Annotated in this window: 20 protein-coding genes; 14 read left to right on the top strand and 6 right to left on the bottom strand. The window is 64.8% G+C overall.

Annotated elements, in window-relative coordinates:
- Nucleotides 1-96: 96 nt before the first annotated feature.
- Both ABIB24_RS00365 and pbpG read left to right on the top strand, forming a co-directional pair.
- Nucleotides 97-1,227 carry a sensor histidine kinase gene (locus ABIB24_RS00365; protein ID WP_354315958.1) on the top strand — a complete coding sequence of 377 codons (1,131 nt, stop codon included), beginning with the start codon at nucleotides 97-99 and terminating at the stop codon, nucleotides 1,225-1,227.
- Nucleotides 1,228-1,386: 159 nt separating this feature from the next.
- Nucleotides 1,387-2,313 carry a D-alanyl-D-alanine endopeptidase gene (gene pbpG, locus ABIB24_RS00370; RefSeq protein WP_025338679.1) on the top strand — a complete coding sequence of 309 codons (927 nt, stop codon included), beginning with the start codon at nucleotides 1,387-1,389 and terminating at the stop codon, nucleotides 2,311-2,313.
- A gap of 157 nt (nucleotides 2,314-2,470) precedes the next feature.
- On the opposite strand, the gene ABIB24_RS00375 is transcribed toward pbpG, so the two are convergent.
- Nucleotides 2,471-2,917 carry a hypothetical protein gene (locus ABIB24_RS00375; protein ID WP_025338678.1) on the bottom strand — a complete coding sequence of 149 codons (447 nt, stop codon included), beginning with the start codon at nucleotides 2,915-2,917 and terminating at the stop codon, nucleotides 2,471-2,473.
- A gap of 170 nt (nucleotides 2,918-3,087) precedes the next feature.
- Here ABIB24_RS00375 and ABIB24_RS00380 point away from each other — a divergent pair, with 170 nt between their 5' ends.
- From ABIB24_RS00380 to ABIB24_RS00420, 9 genes are all read left to right on the top strand, one after another.
- Complete coding sequence (locus tag ABIB24_RS00380; RefSeq protein WP_274079020.1) at nucleotides 3,088-4,422, top strand: lysine N(6)-hydroxylase/L-ornithine N(5)-oxygenase family protein; 1,335 nt, start codon at nucleotides 3,088-3,090, stop codon at nucleotides 4,420-4,422.
- A 261-nt stretch (nucleotides 4,423-4,683) separates the two neighbouring features.
- A complete protein-coding gene (locus tag ABIB24_RS00385; RefSeq protein ID WP_354315959.1) occupies nucleotides 4,684-5,877 on the top strand; it encodes a PepSY-associated TM helix domain-containing protein in 1,194 nt (397 codons plus the stop codon).
- Entirely contained in the window at nucleotides 5,874-6,413 is a 540-nt protein-coding gene (locus ABIB24_RS00390; protein ID WP_286101683.1) for a PA2404 family protein, read from the top strand. The genes ABIB24_RS00385 and ABIB24_RS00390 overlap by 4 nt, the downstream gene beginning before the upstream one ends.
- A complete protein-coding gene (locus ABIB24_RS00395) occupies nucleotides 6,410-6,730 on the top strand; it encodes a hypothetical protein (protein ID WP_274079017.1) in 321 nt (106 codons plus the stop codon). The genes ABIB24_RS00390 and ABIB24_RS00395 overlap by 4 nt, the downstream gene beginning before the upstream one ends.
- A complete protein-coding gene (locus tag ABIB24_RS00400; RefSeq protein WP_354315960.1) occupies nucleotides 6,727-7,296 on the top strand; it encodes a DUF6162 family protein in 570 nt (189 codons plus the stop codon). Before ABIB24_RS00395 ends, ABIB24_RS00400 begins: the two co-directional genes overlap by 4 nt.
- Nucleotides 7,297-7,312: 16 nt before the next feature.
- Complete coding sequence (locus tag ABIB24_RS00405) at nucleotides 7,313-8,215, top strand: metal ABC transporter substrate-binding protein (RefSeq protein ID WP_025338673.1); 903 nt, start codon at nucleotides 7,313-7,315, stop codon at nucleotides 8,213-8,215.
- Complete coding sequence (locus ABIB24_RS00410) at nucleotides 8,212-8,958, top strand: metal ABC transporter ATP-binding protein (protein ID WP_015270826.1); 747 nt, start codon at nucleotides 8,212-8,214, stop codon at nucleotides 8,956-8,958. Before ABIB24_RS00405 ends, ABIB24_RS00410 begins: the two co-directional genes overlap by 4 nt.
- Complete coding sequence (locus tag ABIB24_RS00415; RefSeq protein ID WP_013973136.1) at nucleotides 8,958-9,857, top strand: metal ABC transporter permease; 900 nt, start codon at nucleotides 8,958-8,960, stop codon at nucleotides 9,855-9,857. Before ABIB24_RS00410 ends, ABIB24_RS00415 begins: the two co-directional genes overlap by 1 nt.
- Entirely contained in the window at nucleotides 9,854-10,717 is an 864-nt protein-coding gene (locus tag ABIB24_RS00420) for a metal ABC transporter solute-binding protein, Zn/Mn family (protein WP_137163613.1), read from the top strand. The genes ABIB24_RS00415 and ABIB24_RS00420 overlap by 4 nt, the downstream gene beginning before the upstream one ends.
- 178 nt (nucleotides 10,718-10,895) lie before the next feature.
- Here ABIB24_RS00420 and ABIB24_RS00425 read toward each other — a convergent pair whose 3' ends face one another.
- From ABIB24_RS00425 to ABIB24_RS00445, 5 genes are all read right to left on the bottom strand, one after another.
- A complete protein-coding gene (locus ABIB24_RS00425; RefSeq protein ID WP_354315961.1) occupies nucleotides 10,896-11,948 on the bottom strand; it encodes a DUF1615 domain-containing protein in 1,053 nt (350 codons plus the stop codon).
- 26 nt (nucleotides 11,949-11,974) lie between these two features.
- Nucleotides 11,975-12,526, bottom strand: a complete 552-nt coding sequence (locus ABIB24_RS00430; protein ID WP_025338669.1) for a hydrolase — start codon at nucleotides 12,524-12,526, stop codon at nucleotides 11,975-11,977.
- Between the two features lie 58 nt (nucleotides 12,527-12,584).
- Entirely contained in the window at nucleotides 12,585-13,304 is a 720-nt protein-coding gene (locus ABIB24_RS00435; RefSeq protein ID WP_137163611.1) for a thioesterase II family protein, read from the bottom strand.
- Nucleotides 13,301-13,522: an MbtH family protein gene (locus ABIB24_RS00440; RefSeq protein ID WP_016711157.1), complete on the bottom strand. Its 222-nt coding sequence runs from the start codon at nucleotides 13,520-13,522 to the stop codon at nucleotides 13,301-13,303. The genes ABIB24_RS00435 and ABIB24_RS00440 overlap by 4 nt, the downstream gene beginning before the upstream one ends.
- A gap of 258 nt (nucleotides 13,523-13,780) precedes the next feature.
- The gene (locus tag ABIB24_RS00445) at nucleotides 13,781-14,182 is read right to left on the bottom strand and encodes a hypothetical protein (RefSeq protein ID WP_025338667.1); all 402 of its coding nucleotides are present in this window, start codon (nucleotides 14,180-14,182) and stop codon (nucleotides 13,781-13,783) included.
- A 263-nt stretch (nucleotides 14,183-14,445) separates the two neighbouring features.
- Here ABIB24_RS00445 and purU point away from each other — a divergent pair, with 263 nt between their 5' ends.
- Genes purU through ABIB24_RS00460 form a run of 3 tightly spaced genes read left to right on the top strand, consistent with a single transcriptional unit; the run spans nucleotide 14,446 to nucleotide 17,443 of the window.
- Nucleotides 14,446-15,312, top strand: a complete 867-nt coding sequence (gene purU / locus ABIB24_RS00450) for a formyltetrahydrofolate deformylase (protein ID WP_354315962.1) — start codon at nucleotides 14,446-14,448, stop codon at nucleotides 15,310-15,312.
- Nucleotides 15,309-16,220 (top strand): bifunctional methylenetetrahydrofolate dehydrogenase/methenyltetrahydrofolate cyclohydrolase FolD, encoded by a 912-nt coding sequence (gene folD, locus ABIB24_RS00455; RefSeq protein WP_289515333.1) that lies wholly within the window; start codon nucleotides 15,309-15,311, stop codon nucleotides 16,218-16,220. The genes purU and folD overlap by 4 nt, the downstream gene beginning before the upstream one ends.
- Complete coding sequence (locus ABIB24_RS00460; protein ID WP_013973144.1) at nucleotides 16,202-17,443, top strand: FAD-dependent oxidoreductase; 1,242 nt, start codon at nucleotides 16,202-16,204, stop codon at nucleotides 17,441-17,443. Before folD ends, ABIB24_RS00460 begins: the two co-directional genes overlap by 19 nt.
- Nucleotides 17,444-17,452 lie beyond the last annotated feature (9 nt).

Genomic DNA, 17,452 nt, shown 5'->3' on the forward strand with positions numbered 1-17,452 from the left:
CCAGGTGGGCCGCTCATGGCTGCCGCTCAAACTTCCTGCTTCCCGGATGAACTAAGCTATTCGGATGTCTTTTTTCCAGATCAGGGTTAGGCCCCCATGAGACTGTTCGATTTCATTGATAGCAGTATGGAACCCATTCTCCAGGCTTGGGAAAATTACGCTCGCTCGGTTGAAACAGAGCTGCCGAAGCAGGACTCCATCGGCTTGCGCAATCATGCCGAGAAGATGCTCCGCACCGTGGCCGCAGACATGAGAACGCCCCAGAGCAGGCAACAACAGTCCGAGAAAGCACAAGGGAGAGGCCCCAGGAGTTCCAGCGAAACCGCAGCGCAGACCCACGCGGTTGCTCGCTTGATAGCTGGGTTCTCGATGGACCAGATGGTGTCCGAATACCGGGCATTGCGCGCAAGCGTTCTGTCCCTCTGGCTTAGCCAGGAGTCGTTCGCAGACGCGCATCATGTTCAGGACATGATCCGGTTCAATGAAGCGATTGACCAGGCGCTCGTAGAGTCGATCGCGGCCTACGGAACGGCAGTCGAGGCGACCCGGAAAATGGTGCTCGCCGTGCTCGGTCATGATTTGCGTTCGCCCTTGGGCGCGATACTCATGGCTGGCGGGCTGATCCAGCGGCAGGCCGGACTGGATGAAAAGGGAAAGGTACTTGCGACCCAGGTTTGTACCAGCGCACATCGGGCAAATGTCATGATCAACGATCTGCTGGATCTGGCCCGCTGCAACCTGGGGACTGGCATTCCAGTGGATTTGCGGAAAATGGATCTGAACGCCATCTGCCAGGCTGTCATTGACGAACTGCGCACGGCATTCCCGCACGCGCGGATCATCCTGGATGAGCAGGCGCACATCACCGGGCAATTCGACCCTGACCGCATCTCTCAGGTTTTCTCCAACCTGATAGGCAATGCCCTGCGCCATGGCGATGCGACAGCCCCGATCAAGGTCACGGTGGCCAGGGTGGATGGTGTTCCACGGGGCAGCGTCCAGAATTCCGGAGAGCCTATTCCACCCGAGGTGATGCCCTACATCTTCAAGCCGGAAGGGCGATACTCGAGCTACTCATCCGGAGAGCGGGGCTCCGCAGCGGGGCTCGGCCTCGGCCTGTTCATCGCATCGGAGATCGTGGCGAACCACGGTGGCAGAATTGAGGTGGAGTCGACCGAAGAGGAAGGGACGACCTTCGAGGTTGTTCTGCTGTCTTCGGCAGAGTGATGATGGGTACAGGACAAGTACCGGATTAAATTTCGTTCACGTTGCGCCCTTTAGTCATAAGGCATTCGACAGCAAATCAGCCATACTCCAGAATGCAGTGGTTTTTGGGGGAAAACCCTTGCACAGCCAACGACATACCAACTTTTAGTGAGCCTCAACGTGAAAACATCCCTGTCCATCCTCAGCCTGCTGCTGTTGCTCACAGGTACTGCGACCCTTCCGTCGACCGCTGCTGCACAACCCCCGGCCCAGGTTCAACGTGACCCTTCCAAGCTGCACCTCGCCTCGGGCAGCGCCCTGCTGATCGACTTGAACACCAACCAGGAGCTGTATTCAAGCCACCCCGACCGCGTGGTACCGATTGCGTCGGTGACCAAACTGATGACGGCGATGGTAGTGCTGGATGCCAAGCAGCCCATGGATGAGATGCTCACCATGACCATTGCCAACAACCCGGAAATGAAAGGCGTGTATTCGCGTGTGCGGCTGGGCAGCCAGCTCGACCGCCGCGAAACCTTGCTGATTACCCTGATGTCATCGGAAAACCGGGCGGCCAACACCCTGGCCAACCATTACCCCGGCGGCTACCCGGCGTTCATCAAGGCGATGAACGCCAAGGCCCGCAGCCTGGGCATGGCGCACACCCGCTACGTCGAGCCGACCGGCCTGTCGACGCAGAACGTGTCCACGGCCCGTGACCTGGCCAAGCTGCTGATGGCGTCGCGCAAGTACCCGATGCTGAGCGAGCTGTCGACCACCCGCGAGAAGACCGTGGCCTTCCGCAAGCCCAACTACACCCTGGGCTTCCGCAACACCGACCACCTGGTGAACAAGAGCAACTGGGACATCAAGCTGACCAAGACCGGCTTCACCAATGAAGCCGGGCACTGCCTGGTGCTGCTGACCCGCATGGACAACCGCCCGGTGGCCATGGTGATCCTCGACGCCTTTGGCAAGTACACCCACTTCGCCGATGCCAGCCGCATGCGTCAGTGGCTGGAAACCGGTGCTGCCAAGCCGGCGCCGGCGGTGGCCATGCAGTACAAGGCGGAGCGGCAGAACAAGGGGCGCCTGGCGGCCGAATGACCGCCACCTGATGCTACCCGGCCCTTGTAGGAGCGGCCTTGTGTCGCGATGGGCTGCAACGCAGCCCCGACGATTTGTGCATTGATGCCAACATCCCGGGGCCGCTTCGCAGCCCATCGCGACACAAGGCCGCTCCTACAGGGGACCATATCCGCTGTCAGGCCGTGGCGCTGACCATCCCGCCCGCGCTGCTGCCGCCCTCTTGCTGCAACAACTCCAGCAACTGCGCCGTGGCCGCCATGATCTGCCCGTTGATGGTGGCAATGCTCGCCTGCTTGGCGCCCACCGCAGCCGCCTTGGCAGCCTCGTCCATTTTGCTGTCCATCAATGCAGCAAGCTGCTTCTGCTCCTCGGCCAGCTGCTTTTGCAAATCCTTGATCAACTGACGCAGCTCGGACACGGCCTGCGACTCCCCACTGCCTTCACTGTCCGTGGATTGCGCCTGGCCAGCCCCGCCAACCTTCATGCTGTCGCTACTGATGCTCAAGGGCCCCAGTGCCTCACCAGCCTGTTTCGCCTGCTCGCGTTCGGCAGTTGCGTTCGCGCTCAGCGTCTGGGCTGAAACGCCGTTGATCATCAAATTGCTTGCTGTTATCCCGCTCATCTCGGTTCCTTGCCTCAAGTTGGCTCCTTGTCGTACCCCTATCGGCCCCCCCTCACAGTTCTTTAGCCCGCTTAAATTCCCCCCCGGCTGGCTCGTTCCAACACATGTACTTGCGCAGGAGCCGGAGCTCCGGCGGGCGTCAAAATCCGACCATTCAGGGAATCGCAGCCATGAGCCAGCCCTCACAGCAGGAAACCATCAAAGATCTGATCGGCGTGGGCTTCGGCCCTTCCAACCTGGCCCTGGCCATCGCCCTGGAAGAACTCGCCGAGTCCCAGGGCCATGCCCTCGACGCGCTGTTCATCGACAAACAGCAGGACTATCGCTGGCACGGCGAAACCCTGGCCACCCAGAGCGAGTTGCAGATCTCGTTCCTCAAGGACCTGGTGTCGCTGCGCAACCCCACCAGCCCCTACAGCTTCGTCAACTACCTGCACCAGAAGCAGCGCCTGGCCGACTTCATCAACCTCGGCACCTTCTACCCCTGCCGCCTCGAGTACAACGACTACCTGCGCTGGGCCGCCGAGCACTTCGCCACCCAGGCGGTATATGGCGAGGAGGTGCTGCGCATCGAGCCGGACGTGCAGGCGGGCCGGGTCGAGCACCTGCGCCTGGTCTCGCGCGACGCCCAAGGCCGCGAATACAGCCGCCGCACCCGTTCGGTGGTGGTCGGCAGCGGCGGCACGCCGAAAATCCCGGAAAAGTTCGGCGCCTTCAAGGACGACCGGCGGGTATTCCATCACTCCCAGTACCTGAGCAGCCTGAACAAGCTGCCGTGCACCGCCGGCAAGCCGATGCGCATTGCCGTGATCGGTTCGGGCCAGAGCGCCGCCGAGGCGTTCATCGACCTCAACGACAGCTACCCGTCGGTCAAGGTCGACATGATCCTGCGCGGTTCGGCCCTCAAGCCTGCCGATGACAGCCCGTTCGTCAACGAGATCTTCTCGCCGGACTACACCGACCTGGTCTACAACGAACCGGCCGACCAGCGCAGCAAGCTGCTGGGCGAATACCACAACACCAACTATTCGGTGGTCGACCTCAACCTGATCGAACGCATCTACGGCATCCTCTACCGGCAGAAGGTCGCCCACCAGTACCGCCACAACGTGCTGTGCCGGCGCCAGGTCGAAGCCGTGGTGGCCACCCGCGAAGGCCTGGAACTGACCCTGCGCGACCTTGCCACCGGCCAGCAGCAGACCCACCGCTACGACGCGGTGATACTCGCCACCGGCTACGAGCGCCGTTCGCACCGTGACCTGCTGGCGCCCCTGGCCGGCTACCTGGAAGATTTCAGCGTCGACCGCAACTACCGCGTGCTGGCCAGCCCCGACCTGCAGGCCTCGGTATACCTGCAGGGCTTCTGCGAAAACAGCCACGGCCTAAGTGACACCCTGCTCTCGGTGCTGCCGGCGCGCGCTGCGGAAATTGGCCGCGCGCTGTACCAGGACCTGGCGCAGCTGCACGGCAAGCCGCAACCGGCAGTGGCCCTGACCCGCGCCTGATCCCCTAGGCATGTAACAGGACCTGTAGGAGCAGCCTTGTGCTGCGAAGAGGCCGGTACTGACAACAGAGATGCATTGTCAGTACCGGCCTCTTCGCAGCACAAGGCTGCTCCTACAGGGTCGCGCCAGCTTTCAGGTTTCTTTGCCTGAAACATTTGCTTGCATTTAAAACGGCAGGTTTTCGATTCTCATTCGTCCTTATCAATACAGCCCCTCTTTGGCTGGGCACACGCTCGACTCCCCATTGCAGAAGACCGTCAGATGGCCAAATCACCGAAAAAATCCAAATCCAGGCTGTGGTTCCTGGTCCACAGCTGGCTCGCCTTGCCGATCTGGTTCTTTGTCCTGATCGTCTGCTTCACCGGCATGCTCGCGGTGGTCAGCCAGGAAATCGTCTGGCTGGCCGACCCGGCCGTGCGCGCCAACAAGCCCGACGCCGACGCCGAACGCCTGAGCTTCCAGCAGGTACTGGACGCCCTGCACAAGGCCGAGCCGGACATGGTGGTGGAGCGGTTGATCCAGCCGGACGGTTCGCACTTTGCGGTCAAAGCCAATGTCACCCTGCCTGACGGCACCAGCCCGACGCTGTATGTAAACCCCTACACCGGGGCCATCCAGGGCAAGACCCCGGACTTCAACTTCGAAGCCTTCACCCGCGCCCTGCACGGCTGGTGGCTGGTGCCGTTCACCAACGGCTTCAGCTGGGGCTGGTACCTGGTGTCGCTGCTCGGGCTGCCCATGCTGGCTTCGCTGGTCACCGGCCTGGTGGTGTACAAGAAGTTCTGGAAGGGCTTCTTCAAGCCGGTGCGCACCGGCCATGGTTCGCGGATTTTCTGGGGCGACCTGCACCGCCTGGCCGGGGTCTGGTCGATCTGGTTCATTGCGGTCATTTCCATCACCGGCACCTGGTTCCTGATCCAGGCGATCCTGGCCGACAACCACATCACCATTTCCAGCCGGCCCATCGTGCCGGTGATCGCCCGTGAGGACGTGCCGCAAACCCCGAATGGCAGCCCGGCAACGCGCATCGACCTGGATGAAGCGGCACGCATCGCCGGCCTGGCAGTCCCGGGGCTGGATATCAGCTTCATCTCGCTGCCGGCCACCGCCTACAGCCACATCACCCTGGCAGGGCCAGGCTGGTACCCGCTGATGTTCCAGAGCGCCTCGGTAAACCCGTACACGCGTAATGTCGACAGCCAGTTCCTGATCAGCGACCGCTCCGCCCTGGAGTTCGTCACCGAATCCATGCGCCCGCTGCACACCGGCGATTTCGGCGGCCTGCCGATCAAGCTGGTGTGGTTCTTCTTTGGCCTGGTCCTCACCCTGATGGTGTTCAGCGGCTTGCTGATCTGGACCAAACGCACCGCCCAGGCCACCGCCGCCGCCCTCAAGCGCAGCGAGCGCGCACCGCGCATGGCGCGCCATGAACCCACCGTGGAGATCCGCCCATGAGCCAGGCCCAAGCCGTGACCGTCAGCCCGCTGAAGCAACTGTGGCTGAAGTGGCGTTTTCACCTGAACATCCTGCTGATTCTCATCCCGCTGGGCTTCATGCCCAAGTACTTCGCCGACGCCAAGCTGTTCCGCGGCGAAGCGGGGCTCGGCGCCAATGTGATCAACGACATCCAGGTCGGCCCCTATACCCTGGACCTGGCCGAGATGCGTGACGAGGCGCCCCGCGCCGACGGCCCTGCCGGCCACTTCAAGGTCTTCAATGCGTCGCTGTGCAAGGCCTGCGTCAACGGCGTCAAGGCGGCCTACCTGCGCATCGGCAAACCGCGCAGCCTGCGCGCCGCCGGCACGATTTTCTTCGGTGCGCCGTACAACATGGGCACCTCGTTGCCGATCCCGCCACGCACCAAGCCCGACGCGCAGATCTGGATCACCCTGGAAGGCTGGGACGGCAGCATGCACCAGGCGTCGGTCCCTCTGGCCAAGGCATCGCCAGCCACCGTGGCCTGGCTCGAGAAACAAGGAGGCAAGAAATGAAACACCTGATACGCACCCTCGCCCTGCCCTTGCTGGTGCTGGCCGCCGGCCCGGCCCTGGCGCACAACCCGATGTGCGAATGCGAAGAACTGCCTGGCGGCCAGGTCAAGTGCACCGGCGGCTTCTCGGATGGCAGCGGTGCCCCCGGGGTAACCCTGGACGTGATCGCCTACGACGAACAGGTGCTGGTCGGCGGCAAGCTCGGTGACGATTCGACCCTGACCTTCAAGCGCCCGGACGGCGAGTTCTACGTGCTGTTCGATGCCGGCCCCGGGCACGTGGTGGAAGTCGACCACGCCGATATCGCCCAGCCATGAGCCGCGCCCAAGTGATTCGCCCGGCCGGTGCCGGGCACGAAACCCTGTACGTGCTGCTGGTCAGCCTGCTGATCGTGGTACTCGCCACCAGCGTGGTGCTGCTGCGCGGCGAACGCGAGGATGAACAGGCCATCGCCAGCCACCAGATCGACGCCCGTCGCGACCTCACCGCCGCCGAGCAAGGCCTGTACACCGACCTGCGGGTGGCCTTCGACGAAATCCAGCTGCTGCGTGAAGAAAACGCCGCCGCGCCCAGCGTGCAGGCCCTGGCCGAGGAAGGCCTGCCGCCGTTCGTGGTCGATGCCGGCAGCCAGAGCCGCGGCAACCACCAATGGTCGTGGCTGGAACCCGGGGCCTACCTCGGCCGCAGCCAGGCCCCGGAAGTGGCCGGCAGTCTGCTGCTGATCCTGCCGGCCGACAGCACCGGCCAGGCCGATGTCTGGCTGCGCCGCGACAGCGCCGCCGTGACCCCGGACGACCTTGGCCAGGCCGCCCTGATCGCCGCCGGCTGGCAGCAAGTGGTCAGCCATTACGACGCCGGGGTCACCCGCGAACACCGTCACTGAACCCAAGGACTCCCCCATGCTCCGCTCCGCCCTCGCCCTGCTCCTGGCCCTTGCCCTGCCGGCACAGGCCCTGGCCGATAACGGCAAGCCCCTGCGTATCGGCATTACCCTGCACCCCTACTACAGCTATGTGAGCAACATCGTCGGCGACAAGGCCGAAGTGGTGCCGCTGATTCCGGCGGGGTTCAACCCGCATGCCTACGAGCCACGGGCCGAGGATATCAAGCGCATCGGCACCCTGGACGTGGTGGTGCTCAACGGCGTTGGCCATGACGATTTCGCCGACCGCATGATCGCCGCCAGCGAAAAGCCCGGCATCAACACCATCGAGGCCAACCAGAACGTACCCTTGCTGGCGGCCACCGGCATTGCCGCCCGTGGCGCCGGCAAGGTGGTCAACCCGCACACCTTCCTGTCGATCAGCACCACCATCGCCCAGGTCAACAACATCGCCCGCGAACTGGGCAAGCTCGACCCGGACAACGCCAAGCTGTACACGCAAAACGCCCGCGCCTATGCCAAGCGCCTGCGCACACTGCGTGCCGACGCACTGGCCAAGGTCACCGAGGCGCCCAGCGCCACCTTCCGGGTCGCCACCATCCATGCCGCCTACGACTACCTGGTGCGCGACTTCGGCCTGGAGGTGACCGCGGTGGTCGAGCCAGCCCATGGCATCGAACCCAGCCCGGCCCAGCTGAAGAAGACCATCGACCAGCTCAAGGCGCTGGACGTGCGGGTGATCTTCTCGGAAATGGACTTCCCGTCGGCCTATGTCGAAACCATCCAGCGTGAATCCGGCGTGCGCCTGTACCCGCTGACGCACATTTCCTATGGCGAATACACCAAGGACAAGTACGAAGTGGAGATGAAGCGCAACCTCGACACCGTGGTCCGCGCCATCCAGGAGAACCGCGCATGACCGCCGCCGCCAACCTGGTGACAGCCTGCGGGCCGCGCATCGAGTTTGCCGGCATCGACCTGACCCTGGGCCGCACCCGCATCCTCGAACAGGTCAGCTTCAACGTCGCCGCCGGCAGCGTGCATGCCATCGTCGGCCCCAACGGCGGCGGCAAGAGTTCGCTGATCAAGACCCTGCTTGGGCAAATGCCACACCAGGGCCAGCTGACCCTGCACTGGCCCGGCGAACGCGAAGTGATCGGCTATGTGCCGCAGGCGCTGGAGTTCGACCGTGGCCTGCCGATGACCGTGGACGATTTCATGGCTGCCATGTGCCAGCGCCGCCCCGCCTTCCTCGGCCTGTCGCGCCGTGTGCAGCCGGCCATCGACGCGGCCCTGGCGCGGGTCGGCATGCTCGACAAGCGCAAACGGCGCATGGGCGCGCTTTCCGGTGGCGAACGCCAACGCGTGCTGCTGGCCCAGGGCCTGATTCCCGAGCCGCAACTGCTGGTGCTGGACGAGCCGATGTCGGCCCTGGATGAAGCCGGTATCCAGGTGTTCGAACAACTGCTGCAGGGCTGGCGCCAGGCCGGCACCACCGTGCTGTGGATCGAACACGACCTGGAAGCCGTGCTGCGCCTGGCCGACCGGGTTACCGGCCTGAGCCGCCAGGTACTGTTCGACGCCCCACCCGCCCAGGCCCTTACCCCAGAGCGCCTGCTCGGCCTGTTCTCCGTTCACCCGCGTAGCGAGAGCCTTGCCTGATGAGTTTCGAAATCTTTCGGCAAACGGTCCAGGACTGGGCCACTGCCGGCTACCTGCCCGAGGCGCTGGCCTATGGCTTCGTGGTCAACGCTCTGCTGGCCGGTTTGATGATCGGCCCGGTGCTGGGCGGCCTGGGCACCCTGGTGGTGGTCAAGCGTTTTGCCTTCTTCTCCGAGGCGGTCGGCCATGCCGCGCTGACCGGCGTGGCCATCGGCATCCTGCTGGGCGAGCCCTACACCGGCCCCTACGGCAGCCTGTTCGGCTACTGCCTGCTGTTCGGCATCTTGCTCAACTTCCTGCGCAACCGCACCGGGCTGTCGCCGGACACGCTGATCGGCGTGTTTCTGTCGGTGTCGCTGGCGCTGGGCGCCAGCCTGCTGCTGATGCTGGCGGGCAAGATCAACGTGCACATCCTCGAGAACGTGCTGTTCGGCTCGGTGCTGACCGTCAGCGGCCAGGACCTGGTGGTGCTGGGCATCGTCGCGGTGCTGGTGCTGGCATTGGCCGTGCCGCTGTACAACCGCATCATGCTGGCCAGTTTCAACCCCCAGCTGGCGGCCGTGCGCGGGGTGGCGGTGAAAACCCTGGACTACCTGTTCGTGGTGCTGGTGACCCTGGTCACCGTGGCCTCGGTGAAGGTGATCGGGGCGATCCTGGTCGGGGCGCTGCTGGTGATTCCCGCTGCCGCCGCACGCCTGGTCAGCCAGTCGCTGAAGGGCTTTTTCTTCCTGTCGGTGCTGATCGCCACGCTGAGCACGTTGCTCGGCATCCTGCTGCCGATCGTTTTCGACCTGCCGGTGCCGTCCGGCGCCGCGATCATCCTGGTCGCGGGCATCTGCTTCGCCCTGGCGGCGCTGGCCCGCGCCCTCGTCCCCCGCCTGCAAGGAAACCCGGCATGAACCTGAAACGCCTGACCCTGGCGCTGGCCCTGGCCGGCCTGCCGTCGCTGTCTTTCGCCACGCAAGTGCTGACCGCCCTGCCCGTCACCCACAGCCTGGCCAGCGCCCTGCTCGACGGCACCACGGTGCAGCTCACGCGGGCAGCCCCCGCCAACCTGCCTGCCAGCCGCCAACCTTCCTATTTCAGCGGGCGCGGTGGCGCCAGCCTGCACAAGGCCGCGCAGCAGGCCGACGCGGTGATCGGCGTGCGCTCGATCTGGCGTGACGACCCGCTGTACCCGATGGCCCGGCGCAGCAATATCCGGATCGTCGAGATCGACGCCGCACGGCCAGTGGATGGCGCGCTGCCGGGTATTGCGGTGAGCGGCGACGAGGCCTATGGCGCCTACCCCTGGCTCAACCCGACCAACTTCGGGCGCATGGCCGACGTGGTAGCCAATGACCTGGAGCGGTTGGCGCCGGGCGACAAGGCAAAGATCCAGGGCAACCTGGCCGGGCTCAAACGCCAGTTGCTGGAGCTCTCGGCCAGCAGCCAGACACGCCTGGCCAAGGTCGACAACCTGACGGTGGTGAGCCTGTCGGAGCGACTGGGTTATCTGGCCAGCGGGTTGAACCTGGACATGGTCGAGCAGCCGCTGCCGGCCGAGTGGGATGCCGCTGCGCTGAAGGCGCTGGGGGACAACCTGAAGGCGCAGGATGTGGCGCTGGTGCTGGACCATCGGCAGCCGGAGGCGGCTGTAGCCGAGGTGATCAAGGCGTCCGGGGTGAAGCTGGTGGTGGTGGAAAGTGACCCTGAGGATGCGTTTGCCGGGTTGAAGGCCAGTGTGAATCAGGTAGTTGGCGCTCTGGGCGAAAGCTGATGTTCTCCTCGCAGTCCCACAGGCCTGCACGGTCCCTGTGTAGGAGCGGCCTTGTGTCGCGATGGGCTGCGCAGCAGCCCCAAGGGTTCAGCGGTGATGCACAATCTTGGGGCTGCTGCGCAGCCCATCGCGACACAAGGCCGCTCCTACAGGACCGCGCTCGACAGCCAGGCCACCATCAACGCTTCATGCACCGCTGATAACGCTCATCCACCCGCCCGGCAAACCACGCCGTGGTCAGCTTGCGGGTGATCTTCGGGCTTTTCAGCTGAATCCCCGGCAGCACCGCCCGTGGCACCGGCTTGCCGGCCGCGGCATCCGCCAGGGCAAACACCCCGCTGTACAGCTTGCTGTCCTCGAAGGCCAAGCTATCGCCCTCCTCCAGCTGGCTGCGGACCTGCGGGTTGCGCAGGCCCAGCTTCCCTCCCAGTTTGCGCGCCGCCTTTTCCGTGGTCCCGGGCATGATCGAGCCCGGCGCCACCAGGTCGCCATCCAGCGCCAGCGTTACCCCCGTCACCTTGCTCAGTGCCGCCTGGAATGCCGCATTGCGGCTGGCGTACCAGCCCGCGTTGAAATCGGCAAAGCGGTACAGCTGGCGATCGTAGTTGGCCGAATAGCCCAGCAAGTGGGCGATACCGAAATACATGCCGCCGCGCCGGGTGAACACTTCCTGGCGAATGCTGCCGTCGTGGCTGTAGGGGTAATCCCGCGCATGCTTTTCGGCAAAGTCGATGCTGACCTGCATCGGCCCACCGGTATGCACCGGGTTCAGCCCGCCCAGCAAGGTCTTGCCCAGCGGCACGCGAGCGATGACTTCGTCATACAGTTCGCTCAACTGCTTCTCGCTGCGCACCGCCTGCAAACGTTGCTGGTAGCTCTTGCCATTACCCGACGGCGTCTTCAGTGCACCATCGACCAGCAACTTGGGGATATGCAGGCGCGCGGCGCGGCGGTCGATTTCCTCCCGGGCAATACGCCCCAGGTTGGGCACCTGCGGGTCGGCATTGAAGGTCGATTCCTGTTCGGTCACCGCCAGCACCGCACACAGGTTGCTCTTGCTAGGGGCAATTCGCTGGGCCTCGAACGCCACCTGAATGTCCCGGGCCCAGCCCTCGCGGTCCTTGGCCTGGGCGGGTAACAGCCGCAGCAGTTGGGCGCGGACCTTGGCCGGGTCCGCCTCGGGTGCTTCCTCACGGCGCCCGGCGCAGCCTTGCAGCAGCGCCAGGGCCATCAACCCGGCAGCCAGTAACCGGCCGTTCAGGGCTGTTCACCGACCAGGTAGGTCTTGCTGATGTGCCGGAACAGCGGGTGGCCGGCACTGCCCATAAGCTCGAACAAAACCATTTCGCGGGTCACCACCTGCGCCCCCGCAGCCCGCATGCGCGCCAGCCCTGCGGCCTTGCTCGCCGGGGTACGGCTGTCGCAGGCATCCTCGACCACGAACACCTGCTTGCCCAGTGCCAGCAGGCCAAGCACGGTCTGCAGCACACAGACGTGGGTTTCCATGCCACAGACAATCACTTGCTCGCGCGCCATCAAACTCGCTGGCAGGCACTCGGCGGCCACGCAGGAAAAATGGCTTTTCTCCACCACCTCGGCGGCCGGCGCTGCGGCCAGCAGCTCGGCCAGGGTATGGCCCAGGCCCTTGGGGTACTGCTCGGAAATCACCGTCGGCAGTTCCAGCTCGTTCGTCGCCGCCAACAACCAGCGGGCCCGCGCGCGGGTGCCTTCAGGGTCGCTCATGGCGCCGATGAGTTTTTCCTGGATGTCGACGACCAGCAGCGTGGCCTTGTGGGGATCGATCAGCATTGTCTGCCTCTTGCCTGGGAAAAGGCCTAGCCTCCCCCAAGGCAAGCGGTGACGTCAATCAGGCGGACAGCCGAAGCGGTTGTAGCGACGCGGTCAGCGCAGCGAGCACCCGGTCCTCATGCTCATGGATGAAGAAGTGGCCGCCAGGGAACATCTGCAGCGAGAACGCCCCGTGGGTTTCCTGGCGCCAGGCCTGCAACTGCTCGTCACTGGCGCGGTCCTGCATGCCGCCCAACACGTGCAGCGGGCACTGCAACGCCGGCCGCTGGCGGTAGGCGTAGGTACCACACAGCAGGAAGTCGGCGCGCAGGGTGGGCAAGGTCAGGCTCATCAGCTCGGCGTTGGCCAGCACTTCCTCGGGCGTGCCCTGAAGCTCGCGCAACTCGCCGATCAACTCGGCGTCGCTTTTCGGCTCGCGCCAGTTCTTGCCGTCGTAGTCCTCGCGGCGGGTCGGCGCTGCGGTACCGCAGGCGAACAGGGCCAGTGGCGCCGGGCAGCCCAGCGCCTGCAACTCATGGGCAAGTTCAAATGCCAGCAAGGCGCCCAGGCTATGGCCGAGCAGCGCGTAGGGGGTGCTGGCCGCCAGGCGCTGTTCGGCGGCCAGTTGCCGGGCCAGGGCCTGCATGTTGGTGTGCAGTGGCTCGGCCATGCGCGCACCACGCCCGGGCAGTTCCACCGGGCGTACCTGCAGCCACGTCGGCAGCTTGCGCCGCCAGCGGCTGTAGACCATGGCGCTGGCCCCGGAATACGGCAGGCACAGCAGGTTCAGTGCAGTCACTGGGCGGCGGCTTCGGCCATTTTCTGGCGCAGGCTCAGCGGGCGCATGTCGGTCCAGACTTCATCGATATAGGCCAGGCATTCCTTCTTCAGGCCGCTCTTGCCTACGGCACGCCAGCCGTTGGGGATGGCTTTGTAGTCGGGCCAGATCGAGTATTGCTCTTCGTGGTTGACCACTACCTGGAACTGGATATCGTCGCGGTCGAAAACGGAAGTCATTGCCTGTCTCCTTGAGTGATGAATGCCGCTGCGCGCCTGGCGCAGGGGGGCTTTCAAGTAGACGTAGCATGCGGCGAAAAAATTAGTGGGGCTGATGCGGTCCTTGTAGGAGCGGCCTTGTGTCGCGATCGGGCGCGCAGCGGCCGTAATCCAGGCGACCCAGACCTGCCAGGAAGACCGAGGTTGCAGGCTTTGCGGCCGCTGCGCGCCCGATCGCGACACAAGGCCGCTCCTACAAAGACCGCGCCGGGCAGGCCTTCAGGTATCCCGCAACAGGTCGTGGGTATCGAGCAAGCGGAAGGCAACCTGCGGGTTGCGTTCCAGCCCACGGCGGATCGCCGCCGGGATCGACTGCCGGGTCTTGCGGCACAGCCCGGGCTGGTCGTCCAGTTCGATGACGATGCCACGCATGGTCCGCACTTCGTTGAAACCAGGGGCGATGTGCACGCGGATGCCCAGGTTTTCGTACATCCGTTGCTGCAGGCGTTGCAGGTCTTCCAGGTCCTTGAGGTTTTCCAGGCGGTCGAGCAGGCGCTTTTCTTCCTGGCGGGTCAGCAGGAGGATGCGCTGGGCTGTCTGCGGGTGGTCGGCCAGGTGTTCGCGGCCACAAATGCAGGCGCCAGGTGGGCAGGGTTGGCGCAGGGATGGAGAACTGGTCATGGGGCAAGCATAGCCAGTTTTTGTGTCGCCTGTGCGGGCCCTATTGCCGGCAAGCCGGCTCCCACAGGAGCCGCGATGGCGTAAAAAAACTTTCCTGTCAGGATAAAAAATTTCACAAATCTCTAGACCGTCACCCCTCACTTCGCCTATAAATCGCCAAAAGGAAATTTATATTCCTACCAAGAAACATAACTTCGCCTCCCGCGAAGCCTCTTTTGCCCTTGTGCCCGACCTGCCCCACTCCATCACGAGGCCTATCCGACATGCATCCCGCTCCCGATCACTTCATCCTGCGCGTCAGCTGCCCGGCCGTGTCCGGCATCGTCGCCGCGGTGACCACCTACCTGGCCGAGCACGGTTGCTACATCAGCGAGATGGCGCAGTTCGACGACGAGGACAACGGGCGCTTCTTCATGCGCGCGGTGTTCCGCTACAACACCGATGTCACGGGTGACACACCGCAGCTGGAAGCCGGCTTTGCCGATGTCGCCCAGCGCTTCGACATGCAGTGGAGCCTGCACAGCAGTGCCCGGCCGATGCGCGTGCTGCTGATGGTGAGCAAATTCGACCACTGTCTGTCCGACCTGCTGTACCGCCATGCCAAGGGCGAGCTGGACATGCAGATCACCGCCGTGGTCTCCAACCATCTGGACCTGCGCCCGATGGCCGAGCGCCAGGGCATCCGTTTCGTCTACCTGCCGGTCAGCAAGGACACCAAGGCCGAACAGGAAGCCGCGCTGCTGCGCATCGTCGAGGACACCGGCACCGAACTGGTCGTGCTGGCGCGCTACATGCAGATCCTCTCCGACGACCTGTGCCGCCAGCTGTCGGGCCGGGCGATCAACATCCACCATTCGTTCCTGCCCGGTTTCAAAGGCGCCAAGCCTTATCACCAGGCCTACCAGCGCGGGGTGAAGCTGATCGGTGCCACCGCCCACTACGTCACCAGCGACCTCGACGAAGGCCCGATCATCGAGCAGGAAGTGCAGCGCGTGGACCATGCCTACGCACCGGACGACCTGGTGGCCATCGGCCGCGACACCGAGACCATCGCCCTGTCCCGCGCCGTGAAATACCACCTGGAGCACCGGGTGTTCCTGAACCACGACCGCACGGTGATCTTCAAATGAACGCCATTCCCGGTATCAAGCTGATCGACGGCAAGGCCACCGCGGCGCGGGTGCTGGCCGAGGTACGCGAGCAGGTGCAGGAACTGCGGCAGGGCGGCGTGCAGCCGGGCCTGGCGGTGGTGCTGGTGGGCGCCGACGCTGCCAGCCAGGTGTATGTGCGCAACAAGGTGCTGCGTGCCGAAGAGGTGGGCATCCGCTCGCTGGAGCATCGCCTGCCCGCCGACACCAGCCAGACCGAGCTGCTGGCCCTGATCGAGCGCCTCAACCGCGCCCCCGAGGTCAACGGCATCCTCGTGCAACTGCCGTTGCCGGCCCATATCGACGAACACCGCATTCTCCAGGCGATCAGCCCACTGAAGGATGTGGACGGCTTCCACAGCGAGAACGTCGGCGGCCTGGCCCAGGGCCGCGATGTGCTCACCCCGTGCACGCCCAGCGGCTGCATGCGCCTGCTGCGCGATGCCTGTGGCGAACTGCGTGGCAAGCATGCGGTGGTGGTCGGCCGCTCGAACATCGTCGGCAAGCCCATGGCCGCCCTGCTGCTGCAGGCCGACTGCACGGTGACCGTGGTGCACTCGCGCAGCCGCGACCTGCCGGCGTTGTGCCGCCAGGCCGACATCCTGGTGGCCGCAGTGGGCAAGCCGCGGCTGATCGGTGCCGACTGGCTCAAGCCCGGCGCGGTGGTGATCGATGTCGGTATCAACCGCATCGACGAAGGCGGCCACAGCCGCCTGGTCGGCGATGTCGACTTCGCCGCCGCCCTGCCCCAGGTGGCCGGCATCACACCGGTGCCCGGCGGCGTCGGCCCGATGACCATCGCCTACCTGATGAAGAACACCCTGCTCGCCCTCGACCTGCAACAACAGGCCGCCCACCAGGAGCGCACCCCATGCCTTTCGCCCTGCTGAAATACGGCCTGAGCGCCGACTACCCGGTGGAGGTCGACCTGCCACCACCGTGCGAACTCAAGCCACGCTATGACGTGGTGATCATCGGCGGCGGCGGCCACGGCGTGGCCATCGCCTACTACCTGGCCAAGTACCACGGCATCACCAATGTCGCCGTGCTGGAAAAGGCCTACCTGGGCGGCGGCAACACCGCGCGCAACACCGCGGTGATCCGCTCCAACTACCTCACCAGTGAGGGTGTGCGCTTTTACGCAGAATCGGTGCGCATGTTCCAGAACCTGTCGAACGAGTTCGACTTCAACATCATGTATTCCGAGCGCGGCCAGCTCACCCTTGCGCATACCGACGCCACCGTGCGCGCGTTCCGCCAGCGCGCCGAGGTCAACAAGCATTTCGGTGGCCGCACGGAAATGATCGACCGCCAGCAGATCCGCGAACTGGTGCCCAGCCTGAACCTGGACCCGGGGCACCTGCCGGTGCTGGCTGGCCTGTGGCACATCGACGGCGCCACCGCGCGCCACGACGCAGTGGCCTGGGGCTACGCCAAGCAGGCGGCCAAGCGCGGCGTCGAGATCCACCAGCTGACCGAAGTGCAGGACCTGCTGATCCGCAACGGGCGCATCGAGGCGGTGAAGACCAACCGTGGCACCGTGCAGTGCGGTTGCGTGGTACAGGCCGTGGCCGGGGCCAGTTCGCTGCTGATGGCCAAGGCCGGCATCCGTGCGCCGATCCATACCTACCCGCTGCAGGCCATGGTCACCCAGCCGTTCAAGCCGTTCCTCGATCCGCTGGTCAGCTCGTCGGCGCTGCACTGCTACGTGCAGCAGACCAGCCGTGGCGAGATCGTCTTTGGCGGCGGCTCCGACCCCTACCCGCTGTACAACACCCGCTCCACCCTCGACCTCAAGGAAAGCCTGCTGGCCCACGCCATCGAGATGTTCCCGTTCATGGCCAACGCCAAGCTGATGCGCCAATGGGCCGGGATCACCGACATGACACCGGACTACAGCCCGATCATGGGCCTGTCGCCGGTGCACAACTATTACCTGGACGCCGGCTGGGGCACCTGGGGTTTCAAGGCCACGCCGATCTGCGGCAAGACCATGGCCGAGCTGGTCGCCAGTGGCGGCAAGGTGCCGGAACTGATCGCACCCTTTGCCCTGGAGCGCTTCAGCCGCTTCCAGCAAGTCAACGAAATGGGCGCCACCGCGGCCAGCCACTGAGGAGCGACG

It is taken from the genome of Pseudomonas sp. UYEF17 (assembly GCF_040546125.1).
GTDB lineage: Bacteria > Pseudomonadota > Gammaproteobacteria > Pseudomonadales > Pseudomonadaceae > Aquipseudomonas > Aquipseudomonas putida_Z.

Bases quoted from the DNA above. Each gene is read 5' to 3' on its own strand.
- ABIB24_RS00365 (WP_354315958.1), top strand. From the start codon at position 97: ATGAGACTGTTCGATTTCATTGATAGCAGTATGGAACCCATTCTCCAG.
- ABIB24_RS00375 (WP_025338678.1), bottom strand. From the start codon at position 2,917: ATGAGCGGGATAACAGCAAGCAATTTGATGATCAACGGCGTTTCAGCC.
- ABIB24_RS00380 (WP_274079020.1), top strand. From the start codon at position 3,088: ATGAGCCAGCCCTCACAGCAGGAAACCATCAAAGATCTGATCGGCGTG.
- ABIB24_RS00385 (WP_354315959.1), top strand. From the start codon at position 4,684: ATGGCCAAATCACCGAAAAAATCCAAATCCAGGCTGTGGTTCCTGGTC.
- ABIB24_RS00390 (WP_286101683.1), top strand. From the start codon at position 5,874: ATGAGCCAGGCCCAAGCCGTGACCGTCAGCCCGCTGAAGCAACTGTGG.
- ABIB24_RS00395 (WP_274079017.1), top strand. From the start codon at position 6,410: ATGAAACACCTGATACGCACCCTCGCCCTGCCCTTGCTGGTGCTGGCC.
- ABIB24_RS00400 (WP_354315960.1), top strand. From the start codon at position 6,727: ATGAGCCGCGCCCAAGTGATTCGCCCGGCCGGTGCCGGGCACGAAACC.
- ABIB24_RS00405 (WP_025338673.1), top strand. From the start codon at position 7,313: ATGCTCCGCTCCGCCCTCGCCCTGCTCCTGGCCCTTGCCCTGCCGGCA.
- ABIB24_RS00410 (WP_015270826.1), top strand. From the start codon at position 8,212: ATGACCGCCGCCGCCAACCTGGTGACAGCCTGCGGGCCGCGCATCGAG.
- ABIB24_RS00415 (WP_013973136.1), top strand. From the start codon at position 8,958: ATGAGTTTCGAAATCTTTCGGCAAACGGTCCAGGACTGGGCCACTGCC.
- ABIB24_RS00420 (WP_137163613.1), top strand. From the start codon at position 9,854: ATGAACCTGAAACGCCTGACCCTGGCGCTGGCCCTGGCCGGCCTGCCG.
- ABIB24_RS00425 (WP_354315961.1), bottom strand. From the start codon at position 11,948: ATGGCCCTGGCGCTGCTGCAAGGCTGCGCCGGGCGCCGTGAGGAAGCA.
- ABIB24_RS00430 (WP_025338669.1), bottom strand. From the start codon at position 12,526: ATGCTGATCGATCCCCACAAGGCCACGCTGCTGGTCGTCGACATCCAG.
- ABIB24_RS00440 (WP_016711157.1), bottom strand. From the start codon at position 13,522: ATGACTTCCGTTTTCGACCGCGACGATATCCAGTTCCAGGTAGTGGTC.
- ABIB24_RS00445 (WP_025338667.1), bottom strand. From the start codon at position 14,182: ATGACCAGTTCTCCATCCCTGCGCCAACCCTGCCCACCTGGCGCCTGC.
- purU (WP_354315962.1), top strand. From the start codon at position 14,446: ATGCATCCCGCTCCCGATCACTTCATCCTGCGCGTCAGCTGCCCGGCC.
- folD (WP_289515333.1), top strand. From the start codon at position 15,309: ATGAACGCCATTCCCGGTATCAAGCTGATCGACGGCAAGGCCACCGCG.
- ABIB24_RS00460 (WP_013973144.1), top strand. From the start codon at position 16,202: ATGCCTTTCGCCCTGCTGAAATACGGCCTGAGCGCCGACTACCCGGTG.